The 11058-nt window shown below is 66.7% G+C and carries 9 protein-coding genes and 1 pseudogene; all 10 read left to right on the top strand.

Annotation, left to right across the window (positions count from 1 at the left end; genetic code table 11):
- Window positions 1-161 (top strand): annotated as a pseudogene (locus DNJ95_RS13300) (NADH-quinone oxidoreductase subunit B); the annotation flags it as partial.
- A 54-nt stretch (window positions 162-215) separates the two neighbouring features.
- Complete coding sequence (nuoC, locus tag DNJ95_RS13295; RefSeq protein WP_131185216.1) at window positions 216-1997, top strand: NADH-quinone oxidoreductase subunit C/D; 1782 nt, start codon at window positions 216-218, stop codon at window positions 1995-1997.
- Between the two features lie 2 nt (window positions 1998-1999).
- Window positions 2000-2500, top strand: a complete 501-nt coding sequence (gene nuoE, locus DNJ95_RS13290; protein ID WP_131185215.1) for an NADH-quinone oxidoreductase subunit NuoE — start codon at window positions 2000-2002, stop codon at window positions 2498-2500.
- A complete protein-coding gene (nuoF, locus tag DNJ95_RS13285) occupies window positions 2497-3837 on the top strand; it encodes an NADH-quinone oxidoreductase subunit NuoF (RefSeq protein ID WP_131185214.1) in 1341 nt (446 codons plus the stop codon). The genes nuoE and nuoF overlap by 4 nt, the downstream gene beginning before the upstream one ends.
- Before the next feature lie 145 nt (window positions 3838-3982).
- Window positions 3983-6727 (top strand): NADH-quinone oxidoreductase subunit NuoG, encoded by a 2745-nt coding sequence (nuoG, locus tag DNJ95_RS13280; RefSeq protein WP_131185213.1) that lies wholly within the window; start codon window positions 3983-3985, stop codon window positions 6725-6727.
- Window positions 6724-7719, top strand: coding sequence for an NADH-quinone oxidoreductase subunit NuoH (nuoH, locus tag DNJ95_RS13275; protein WP_131185212.1), 996 nt, complete (start codon window positions 6724-6726; stop codon window positions 7717-7719). The genes nuoG and nuoH overlap by 4 nt, the downstream gene beginning before the upstream one ends.
- Before the next feature lie 12 nt (window positions 7720-7731).
- On the top strand, window positions 7732-8280 hold the full coding sequence (gene nuoI, locus DNJ95_RS13270; protein WP_131185211.1) for an NADH-quinone oxidoreductase subunit NuoI: 549 nt from the start codon (window positions 7732-7734) through the stop codon (window positions 8278-8280).
- Between the two features lie 115 nt (window positions 8281-8395).
- Window positions 8396-8896: an NADH-quinone oxidoreductase subunit J gene (gene nuoJ / locus DNJ95_RS13265; RefSeq protein WP_131185210.1), complete on the top strand. Its 501-nt coding sequence runs from the start codon at window positions 8396-8398 to the stop codon at window positions 8894-8896.
- A gap of 4 nt (window positions 8897-8900) precedes the next feature.
- Window positions 8901-9209 (top strand): NADH-quinone oxidoreductase subunit NuoK, encoded by a 309-nt coding sequence (nuoK, locus tag DNJ95_RS13260; protein WP_131185209.1) that lies wholly within the window; start codon window positions 8901-8903, stop codon window positions 9207-9209.
- Complete coding sequence (gene nuoL, locus DNJ95_RS13255) at window positions 9206-11050, top strand: NADH-quinone oxidoreductase subunit L (RefSeq protein WP_131185208.1); 1845 nt, start codon at window positions 9206-9208, stop codon at window positions 11048-11050. The genes nuoK and nuoL overlap by 4 nt, the downstream gene beginning before the upstream one ends.
- Window positions 11051-11058 lie beyond the last annotated feature (8 nt).

Here is an 11058-nt window from a genome sequence, read left to right as displayed (position 1 = left end):
GCCTGATGCTGTTGCAGGAATCCATCGGACAGGAGCGCCGCCCGCTTTCCTGGGTCGTCGGCGACCAAGGCATCTACCGTGCCGAAATGCCTTCGCAGAAGGAGCAGCGGCGCGAACAGCGCATCCAGGTTACCAACCTGCGCAGCCCCGACGAAGTGTAAGCCGGTTCCACACGAACCCTTGCGTTTTGACGTTGACCGGAAGCGATCGAGATCATGACTGCAGACAGCGCTCTGTACATACCGCCTTACCAGGCCGACGACCAGACCGTCGTCGGCGAACTGAACGCGCGTTTCGGCGCCGAGACCTTCACCCTGCAGCCCAGCCTCACCGGCATGCCGGTCGTCTGGGTGACGCGCGAGAAGCTCATCGAGGTGCTGGGTTTCCTGCGCCAGGTGAGCAAGCCCTACGTCATGCTGTACGACCTGCATGGCGTCGACGAGCGCCTGCGCACCCATCGCCAGGGCCTGCCGGCCGCCGATTTCAGCGTTTTCTACCACCTGATGTCGCTGGAACGTAACAGCGACGTGATGATCAAGGTGGCGCTGCGCGAAGGCGACCTCAACCTGCCGACCGTCACCGGTATCTGGTCCAACGCCAACTGGTACGAGCGCGAAGTCTGGGATATGTACGGCATCCACTTCGCCGGCCACCCCTTCCTCACCCGCATGCTGATGCCGCCGACCTGGGAAGGCCATCCGCTGCGCAAGGACTACCCGGCGCGCGCCACCGAGTTCGATCCCTACAGCCTGACCGCCGCCAAGCAGGACCTGGAGCAGGAAGCCCTGCGCTTCCGGCCCGAGGACTGGGGCATGAAGCGCCAGGGCGAGCACGAGGACTATATGTTCCTCAACCTCGGCCCCAACCACCCTTCCGCCCACGGCGCCTTCCGTATCATCCTGCAATTGGATGGCGAGGAGATCGTCGACTGCGTGCCGGAGATCGGCTACCACCACCGTGGCGCCGAGAAGATGGCCGAGCGCCAGAGCTGGCACAGCTTCATCCCCTACACCGACCGCATCGACTACCTCGGCGGGGTGATGAACAACCTGCCCTATGTGCTGGCGGTGGAGAAACTGGCCGGCATCACCGTACCGGACCGGGTCGATTTCATCCGCGTGATGATGGCCGAGTTCTTCCGCATCCAGAACCACCTGCTGTACCTGGGCACCTATATCCAGGACGTTGGCGCCATGACCCCGGTGTTCTTCACCTTCACCGACCGCCAGCGCGCCTACAAGGTGATCGAGGCCATCACCGGCTTCCGCATGCACCCGGCCTGGTACCGCATCGGCGGCGTCGCCCATGACCTGCCGCGTGGCTGGGACCGCCTGGTGCGCGAATTCCTCGACTGGATGCCCAAGCGCCTGGACGAGTACGAAAAGGCCGCATTGAAGAACAGCATCCTGCGCGGCCGCACCATCGGCGTCGCCCAGTACAACACCAGGGAAGCGCTGGAATGGGGCGTCACCGGTGCCGGCCTGCGCGCCACCGGTCTCGACTTCGACCTGCGCAAGGCGCGCCCCTACTCCGGCTACCAGCACTTCGAGTTCGAGGTGCCGCTGGCTGCCAATGGCGATGCCTATGACCGCTGCATGGTGAAGATGGGCGAGATGCGCCAGAGCCTGCGCATCATCGAACAGTGCCTGAAGAATATGCCGGAAGGCCCGTACAAGGCCGATCACCCGCTGACCACGCCGCCGCCGAAGGAACGCACGCTGCAGCACATCGAGACGCTGATCACGCACTTCCTGCAGGTTTCCTGGGGTCCGGTGATGCCCGCCAACGAGAGCCTGCAGATGATCGAGGCGACCAAGGGCATCAACAGCTACTACCTGACCAGCGACGGCAGCACCATGAGCTACCGCACGCGCATCCGTACCCCGAGCTTCCCGCACCTGCAGCAGATTCCCTCGGTGATCAACGGCAGCATGGTGCCGGACCTGATCGCCTACCTGGGCAGTATCGACTTCGTTATGGCCGACGTGGACCGCTGATCATGAGTACAGACACTCTCATCAAGACCGACCGCTTCACCCTCAGCGACAGCGAGCGCTCGGCCATCGAACATGAAATACACCACTACGAGGACTCGCGCGCGGCGAGCATCGAGGCACTGAAGATCGTGCAGAAGGCTCGCGGCTGGGTGCCGGACGGCGCCGCCGAGGCCATCGGTTCGGTGCTCGGCATTCCCGCCAGCGACGTGGAAGGCGTGGCTACCTTCTATAGCCAGATATTCCGCCAGCCGGTCGGCCGCCACGTGATCCGCGTGTGCGACAGCATGACCTGCTACATCGGCGGCCACGAGAGCATACTCGAGAGCATCCAGAAGCAGCTCGGCATCGTCCCCGGCCAGACCAGCGCCGACGGTCGCTTCACCCTGCTGCCCGTGTGCTGCCTGGGCAACTGCGACAAGGCCCCGGCGCTGATGATAGACGACGACACCTTCGGCGACGTGCGCGCCGACGGCGTCGCCGCCCTGCTGGAGGCCTACCCATGAGCCGTACCCTGTCATCCATCGGCCCGATCAACCGCATCGCCCGCGCCGAAGAAAGCCACCCGCTGACCTGGCGCCTGCGCGACGACGGCCAGCCGGTCTGGCTCGATGAGTACCAGGCGAAGAACGGCTACGCTGCCGCGCGCAAGGCGCTGACCGAACTGGCCCAGGCCGAGATCGTCCAGCAGGTCAAGGACGCCGGCCTCAAGGGCCGCGGCGGCGCCGGCTTCCCCACCGGCGTGAAGTGGGGCCTGATGCCCCAGGACGAATCGCTGAACATCCGCTACCTGTTGTGCAACGCGGATGAAATGGAGCCGAACACCTGGAAGGACCGGCTGCTGATGGAACAACTGCCGCACCTGCTGGTGGAAGGCATGCTGATCAGCGCCCGCGCACTCAAGGCCTACCGTGGCTATATCTTCCTGCGTGGGGAATACGTCGACGCGGCGCGTAACCTCAACCGCGCCATCGACGAGGCCAGGGCCGCCGGCCTGCTGGGCAGGAACATCCTCGGCAGCGGCTTCGACTTCGAGCTGTTCGTGCACACCGGCGCCGGCCGCTATATCTGCGGCGAGGAAACCGCGCTGATCAACTCGCTGGAAGGCCGCCGCGCCAACCCGCGCGCCAAGCCGCCGTTCCCCGCCGCCGTCGGCGTCTGGGGCAAGCCGACCTGCGTCAACAACGTCGAGACCCTGTGCAACGTGCCGGCCATCGTCGCCCATGGTGTCGACTGGTACAAATCCCTGGCCCGCGAGGGCAGCGACGACCAGGGCACCAAGCTGATGGGCTTCTCCGGCAAGGTGAACAACCCCGGCATCTGGGAACTGCCCTTTGGCATCAGCGCCCGCGAGCTGTTCGAGGACTACGCCGGCGGCATGCGCGACGGCTACCGGCTCAAGGCCTGGCAGCCCGGCGGCGCCGGCACCGGCTTCCTGCTGCCCGAGCACCTGGACGCGCAAATGTACGCCGCCGGCATCGGCAAGGTCGGCACGCGCATGGGCACCGGCCTGGCGCTGGCGGTGGACGACTCGATCAACATGGTTTCGCTGCTGCGCAACATGGAAGAGTTCTTTGCCCGCGAATCCTGCGGCTGGTGCACCCCCTGCCGCGACGGCCTGCCCTGGGGCCTGAAGATCCTGCGCGCGCTGGAGCGCAAGCAAGGCACCCGCGAGGACATCGACACCCTGCTCGGGCTGGTCGGCTTCCTCGGCCCCGGCAAGACCTTCTGCGCCCACGCGCCCGGCGCGGTGGAGCCGCTGGGCAGTGCGATCAAGTATTTCCGGGCGGAGTTCGAGGCGGGCGTCAGCCAGGCGGTTCTCCCCAGCGTAGAGCCGGCATGACGAATTGAAAGACGCTGGAGGCCAGAGGCTGAAGGCTGGACGAACAAGCGACTCGGCCCTCGTCCAGCCTCGAGCCTTCAGCCTCCAGCCCTAGAAAAGAATCCTATTAGCCAGGCCCGCCTCGGTGGGTAAGAAGACACTAGACATGGCCACTATCCATATAGACGGCAAACAATACGAAGTCGATGGGGCGGACAACCTGCTGCAGGCCTGCCTGTCCCTCGGCCTCGATGTGCCCTACTTCTGCTGGCACCCGGCGCTGGGCAGCGTCGGCGCCTGCCGCCAGTGCGCGGTCAAGCAGTACACGGACGAGAACGACACCCGTGGGCGCCTGGTCATGTCCTGCATGACCCCGGCCACCGACAAGAGCTGGATCTCCATCGAGGACGAGGAAGCCAAGGCGTTCCGCGCCAGCGTCGTCGAATGGCTGATGACCAACCACCCGCACGACTGCCCGGTGTGCGAGGAAGGCGGCCACTGCCACCTGCAGGACATGACGGTGATGACCGGCCACAACCGCCGCCGCTACCGCTTCAGCAAGCGCACCCACCAGAACCAGGAACTCGGCCCGTTCATCGCCCACGAGATGAACCGCTGCATCGCCTGCTACCGCTGCGTGCGCTACTACAAGGACTATGCCGGCGGCACCGACCTGGGCGTCTATGGCGCCCACGACAACGTCTACTTCGGCCGGGTCGAGGACGGCGTGCTGGAAAGCGAGTTCTCCGGCAACCTCACCGAGGTCTGCCCGACCGGCGTGTTCACCGACAAGACCCACTCCGAGCGCTACAACCGCAAGTGGGACATGCAGTTCGCCCCGAGCATCTGCCACGGCTGCTCCAGCGGCTGCAACATCAGCCCCGGCGAGCGCTACGGCGAGATCCGCCGCATCGAGAACCGCTTCAACGGCGCGGTCAACCACTACTTCCTCTGCGACCGTGGCCGCTTCGGCTACGGCTACGTCAACCGCGAGGACCGTCCGCGCCAGCCGCTGCTGCAGCCGAGCGGGGAAAAAATCGGCGTGGACGCCGCCCTCGACCGCGCCAACGAACTGTTCCAGGGCCGCCGCCTGATCGGTATCGGCTCGCCGCGCGCCAGCCTGGAAAGCAACTTCGCCCTGCGCGAGCTGGTCGGCGCCGAACACTTCTACTCGGGCATCGCCGCCAGCGAGCTGGCGGTGCTGCTGCGTATCCGCGACGTACTGCGCGACGGCCCGCTGCCGACGCCGTCGATCCGCGAGATCGAAGCCCACGACGCGGTCTTCATCCTCGGCGAGGACCTGACCCAGACCGCCGCCCGTATCGCCCTGGCGGTGCGCCAGGCGGCCCGCGGCAAGGCCACCGAGATCGCCGCCGGCGCGAAGATCCAGGACTGGCACCAGGCCGCGGTGCAGAACGTCGCCCAGGGCGCGCTCAACCCGGTATTCATCGCCAGCCTGGCCGCCACTCGCCTCGACGATATCGCCGAGCAATCGGTGCATGCCGCGCCGGACGACCTGGCCCGCCTCGGCTTCGCCGTGGCCCATGCCATCGACGCCGAAGCCCCAGCCGTGGCCGGCCTGGAAAGCCAAGCGGCGCAGCTCGCACAGCGTATCGCCGAGGCCCTGCTGGCCGGCCAGCGTCCGCTGATCGTCGCCGGCGCCTCCCTCGGCAGCCCGGCGCTGGTCGAGGCGGCGAGCAATATCGCCAAGGCTCTGAAGAAACACGGCAAGCAAGGCTCCATCAGCCTGGTCGCGCCGGAAGCCAACAGCCTGGGCCTGGCCCTGTTGCTGGATGGCGAGCAGCGCGACCACTCCCTCGATGCCGCCCTCGACGCCCTCGCCAGCGCCCAGGCCGATGCCGTGCTGGTACTGGAGAACGACCTCTATCGCCGCGCACCGCGCAGCCGGGTGGACGCCGCCCTGGACAGCGCCAAGGCGGTGGTGGTCGCCGATCACCAGTACACCGCCACCAGCACCAAGGCCGACCTGCTGTTGCCGGTGGCCAGTTTCGCCGAGGGCGATGGCACCCTGGTCAGCCAGGAAGGCCGCGCCCAGCGCTTCTTCCAGGTGTTCGAACCGTCCTACTACAACGGCGAGATCCTTATCCGCGAAGGCTGGCGCTGGCTGCACGCACTGCACGCCACCCGCCTCGGCCAGCCGCTGGACTGGACCCTGCTCGATCAGGTCACCGAGGCCTGCGCCGCCAGCCAGCCGCTGCTGGCCGGCATCCGCGATGCCGCGCCCAAGGCCGGCTTCCGCATCAAGGGGCTGAAACTGGCGCGCGAGCCGCATCGCTACAGCGGCCGTACCTCGATGCGCGCCAATATCAGCGTGCACGAGCCGCGCCAGCCGCAGGACCAGGACTCGGCCTTCGCCTTCTCCATGGAGGGCTATGCCGGCTCGCGGGAAGACCGCCAGCAGATTCCCTTCGCCTGGTCGCCGGGCTGGAACTCGCCGCAGGCCTGGAACAAGTTCCAGGACGAAGTCGGCGGCCACCTGCGCGCCGGCGACCCCGGCGTGCGCCTGCTGGAGGCCGGGGATCGGCTGGGCTGGTTCGCGGTGCCCGCCGCCGAGGCCAGCCTGCCGGGGCAATGGCGCGCGGTACCGCTGCACCACCTGTTCGGCAGCGAGGAGAACTCGTCGCGCGCCGCGCCGCTGCGCCAGCGTATCCCGCACAGCTATGCCGCCCTCGGCCGCGAGGATGCCGAGCGCCTGCGCGCGGACGAAGGCAGCCTGCTCGAACTGCAGATCGACGGCCAGCCGCTGCGCCTGCCGCTGCATATCCTCGATGACCTGGCGCCCGGCCTGCTCGGCCTGCCCCTGGGCTTCGACGGCATTCCCGCCGCCTTCAACGGTGCACGCGTGGAGCGCTTGCAAGTCATCGCGCAGCAACAGGAGGCAAACGCATGAGCTGGCTGACGCCCGAACTGATCGACATCATCGTCGCCGTGCTCAAGGCCATCGTCATCATGCTGGTGGTGGTGGTCAGCGGCGCCCTGCTGAGCTTCGTCGAACGCCGCCTGCTGGGCCTCTGGCAGGATCGCTACGGCCCCAACCGTGTCGGCCCGTTCGGCATGTTCCAGCTCGGCGCGGACATGCTGAAGATGTTCTTCAAGGAAGACTGGACCCCGCCATTCTCCGACCGGCTGATCTTCACCCTGGCGCCGGTGATCGCCATGAGCTCGCTGCTGATCGCCTTCGCCGTGGTGCCGATCACCCCGACCTGGGGTGTCGCCGACCTGAACATCGGCCTGCTGTTCTTCTTCGCCATGGCCGGCCTGACGGTCTACGCGGTGCTGTTCGCCGGCTGGGCCAGCAACAACAAGTTCGCCCTGCTCGGCAGCCTGCGCGCCTCGGCGCAGACGGTGTCCTACGAGGTGTTCCTCGGGCTGTCGCTGATGGGCATCGTCGCCCAGGCCGGCTCGTTCAACATGCGCGATATCGTCGAATACCAGCAACAGCACCTGTGGTTCGTCATCCCGCAGTTCCTCGGCTTCTGCACCTTCCTGATCGCCGGCGTGGCGGTGACCCACCGCCACCCGTTCGACCAGCCGGAAGCCGAGCAGGAAATCGCCGACGGCTACCACATCGAATACGCCGGGATGAAATGGGGCATGTTCTTCGTCGGCGAATACATCGGCATCGTGCTGGTGTCCTCGCTGTTGACCACGCTGTTCTTCGGCGGCTGGCACGGGCCGTTCCTCGACACCCTGCCCTGGCTGTCGTTCTTCTGGTTCGCGCTGAAGACCGGCTTCTTCATCATGTTCTTCATCCTGCTGCGGGCCTCGCTGCCCAGGCCGCGCTACGACCAGGTAATGGCCTTCGGCTGGAAGTTCTGCCTGCCGCTGACCCTGCTCAACCTGCTGGTGACCGGCGCCCTGGTGCTGGCCGCGGCCCAGTAAGGAGATACGCACATGTTCAAGTACATCGGCGAGGTGCTGTACGGCACCTACACCCAAGTCCGCAGTCTGGCGATGGTGTTCAGCCACGCCTGGCGCAAGCGCGACACCCTGCAATACCCCGAGGAGCAGGTCTACCTGCCGCCACGCTACCGTGGCCGCATCGTGCTGACCCGCGACCCCGACGGCGACGAGCGCTGCGTGGCCTGCAACCTCTGCGCGGTGGCCTGCCCGGTCGGCTGCATCAGCCTGCAGAAGGCCGAGCGCGAGGATGGCCGCTGGTACCCGGAATTCTTCCGCATCAACTTCTCGCGCTGCATCTTCTGCGGCCTGTGCGAGGAAGCCTGCCCGACCACCGCGATCCAGCTGACGCCGGACTTCGAACTGGGCGACTACAAACGCCAGGACCTGGTCTACGAGAAGCAGGACCTGCTGATCTCCGGCCCCGGCAAGTACCCGGACTACAACTTCTACCGCGTCTCCGGCATGGCCATCGCCGGCAAGCCCAAGGGCGCCGCGCAGAACGAAGCCGAGCCGATCAACGTCAAGGGACTCTTGCCATGAGCCGCTGCGCGAACACATTCGATGAAAAGCGCTGGAGGCTGGAAGGCTGGACGAGAAGCGCGCTTTTTTCGTCCAGCCTTCAGCCGCTGGCCCTCCAGCCTTCCAGGAGCTGCTGATGGAATTCGCCTTCTACTTTTCCTCCGGAGTCGCCGTGGTATCCACCCTGCGGGTGATCACCGGCACCAATCCGGTACATGCCCTGCTCTACCTGGTGATCTCGCTGCTGGCAGTGGCCATGTGCTTCTTCAGCCTCGGCGCGCCCTTCGCCGGCGCGCTGGAAGTGATCGTCTACGCCGGTGCCATCATGGTGCTGTTCGTGTTCGTGGTGATGATGCTCAACCTCGGCCCGCAGGTGGCCGAGCAGGAGCGCGCCTGGCTGGCGCCCGGCGCCTGGACCGTTCCGTCGATCCTCGCCGCGGCGCTGCTCGGGCAACTGCTCTGGGCGCTGTTCGGCGAACCCACCCAGGCCCCGCTGGGGCTGGCCACGGTGGATGCCAAGGCGGTCGGCATATCCCTGTTCGGACCCTACCTGCTGGCGGTGGAACTGGCCTCGATGCTGCTGCTGGCGGCACTGGTCGCGGCCTACCACCTCGGCCGCCACGAAGCGAAGGACTGACGCCATGCACTCGATCCCCCTGGAACACGGCCTCGCCGTCGCCGCCATGCTGTTCAGCCTCGGGCTGGTCGGCCTGATGGTGCGGCGCAATATCCTGTTCATGCTGATGAGCCTGGAAATCATGATGAACGCCGCCGGCCTGGCGTTCGTCGTCGCCGGCAGCCGCTGGCAGCAGGCCGACGGCCAGGTGATGTTCATCCTGGTCATCACCCTGGCCGCCGCCGAGGCGGCGATCGGCCTGGCGATCCTGCTGCAACTGTACCGCCGCTTCCATACCCTCGACGTTGACGCCGCCAGCGAGATGAAAGGATGAACCTGTTATTCCTGACCCTGGTCTTTCCCCTGCTCGGCTGGGCGATCCTGGCCTTCGCGCGCGGGCGCCTGTCGGAGAGCGCCAGCGCCGCTATCGGCTGCGGCAGCGTCGGCCTGAGCGCCCTGACCGCCGCCTGGGTGATCTTCGCCTTCCTCGGCGCCACGCCGGAAAACGGCGTGTTCTCCCAGGTACTCTGGCAATGGCTGGATGTCGCCGGCCTGCAGGCCAGCTTCGGCCTGCACCTGGATGGCCTGTCGCTGACCATGCTCGGCGTGGTCACCGGCGTCGGCTTCCTGATCCACCTGTTCGCCAGTTGGTACATGCGCGGCGAAGCCGGCTACTCGCGCTTCTTCGCCTACACCAACCTGTTCATCTTCAGCATGTTGCTGCTGGTGCTCGGCGACAACCTGCTGCTGCTGTACTTCGGCTGGGAAGGCGTGGGACTGTGTTCCTACCTGCTGATCGGCTTCTACTTCTCCGAGCGCAAGAACGGCAACGCGGCGCTCAAGGCCTTCATCGTCACCCGCGTCGGCGACGTGCTGATGGCCTTCGGCCTGTTCATCCTGTTCGTCCAGCTCGGCACCCTGAACATCCAGCAACTGCTGGAGCTGGCGCCGCAGAAATTCGCCAGCGGCGACCTGTGGATCACCCTGGCGGCCCTGGCGCTGCTCGGCGGCGCGGTCGGCAAGTCGGCGCAACTGCCGCTGCAGACCTGGCTGGCCGACGCCATGGCCGGCCCGACGCCGGTCTCGGCGCTGATCCACGCGGCGACCATGGTCACCGCCGGCGTCTACCTGATCGCCCGTACCCATGGCCTGTTCCTGCTGGCACCGGACGTGCTGGAACTGGTCGGCATCGTCGGCGGCACCACCCTGGTGCTGGCCGGCTTCGCCGCGCTGGTGCAGACCGACATCAAGCGTATCCTCGCCTACTCGACCATGAGCCAGATCGGCTACATGTTCCTCGCCCTCGGCGTCGGTGCCTGGGATGCGGCGATCTTCCACCTGATGACCCACGCCTTCTTCAAGGCGCTGCTGTTCCTCGCTTCCGGCGCGGTGATCAATGCCTGCCACCACGAGCAGAACATCTTCAGGATGGGCGGGCTGTGGAAGAAACTGCCTCTGGCCTACGCCAGTTTCATCGTCGGCGGCTCGGCCCTGGCGGCGCTGCCGCTGATCACCGCGGGCTTCTACTCCAAGGACGAAATCCTCTGGGAAGCCTTCGCCAGCGGCCACGCGGGCCTGCTCTACGCAGGCCTGGCGGGCGCCTTCCTGACCTCCATCTACACCTTCCGGCTGATCTTCATCGCCTTCCACGGCGAGCAGAAGACCGAGGCCCACGCAGGCCACGGCCTGGCGCACAACCTGCCGCTGCTGGTGCTGATCCTGCTCTCGACCTTCATCGGCGCCTGGATCACCCCGCCGCTGGCCGACGTGCTGCCGCAGAGCGTCGGGCACGCCGGCGGCGAGGCCAAGCACAGCCTGGAAATCGCCTCCGGCGCCGTCGCCCTGGCCGGTATCCTGCTCGCCGCGCTACTGTTCCTCGGCAAGCGGCGCCTGGTCACGGCCATCGCGCAGAGCGCACCTGGGCGCCTGCTCGGCGCCTGGTGGTTCGCCGCCTGGGGCTTCGACTGGCTCTACGACAAGCTGTTCGTACAACCCTACCTGCTGCTCTGCCGCCTGCTCGCCCGCGATCCGATCGACCGCGGCATCAGCCTGATCCCGCGCCTGGTGCGCGGCGGGCACGAGTTGAGCCGCAGCAGTGAAACCGGTCAGTTGCGCTGGTATGCGCTGTCCATCGTCGGCGGGGCGGTCTTGCTGCTCGCCATCGTCCTGATCTGACCCCGAGG

It is taken from the genome of Stutzerimonas kirkiae, from assembly GCF_004327335.1.
Lineage (GTDB): Bacteria > Pseudomonadota > Gammaproteobacteria > Pseudomonadales > Pseudomonadaceae > Stutzerimonas > Stutzerimonas kirkiae.
Note: the sequence above shows the minus strand (reverse complement) of the source record. Positions and strands in the feature narration are given on the sequence as shown.

Bases quoted from the DNA above. Each gene is read 5' to 3' on its own strand.
- nuoF (WP_131185214.1), top strand. From the start codon at position 2,497: ATGAGCCGTACCCTGTCATCCATCGGCCCGATCAACCGCATCGCCCGC.
- nuoE (WP_131185215.1), top strand. From the start codon at position 2,000: ATGAGTACAGACACTCTCATCAAGACCGACCGCTTCACCCTCAGCGAC.
- nuoG (WP_131185213.1), top strand. From the start codon at position 3,983: ATGGCCACTATCCATATAGACGGCAAACAATACGAAGTCGATGGGGCG.
- nuoK (WP_131185209.1), top strand. From the start codon at position 8,901: ATGCACTCGATCCCCCTGGAACACGGCCTCGCCGTCGCCGCCATGCTG.
- nuoL (WP_131185208.1), top strand. From the start codon at position 9,206: ATGAACCTGTTATTCCTGACCCTGGTCTTTCCCCTGCTCGGCTGGGCG.
- nuoJ (WP_131185210.1), top strand. From the start codon at position 8,396: ATGGAATTCGCCTTCTACTTTTCCTCCGGAGTCGCCGTGGTATCCACC.
- nuoH (WP_131185212.1), top strand. From the start codon at position 6,724: ATGAGCTGGCTGACGCCCGAACTGATCGACATCATCGTCGCCGTGCTC.
- nuoC (WP_131185216.1), top strand. From the start codon at position 216: ATGACTGCAGACAGCGCTCTGTACATACCGCCTTACCAGGCCGACGAC.
- nuoI (WP_131185211.1), top strand. From the start codon at position 7,732: ATGTTCAAGTACATCGGCGAGGTGCTGTACGGCACCTACACCCAAGTC.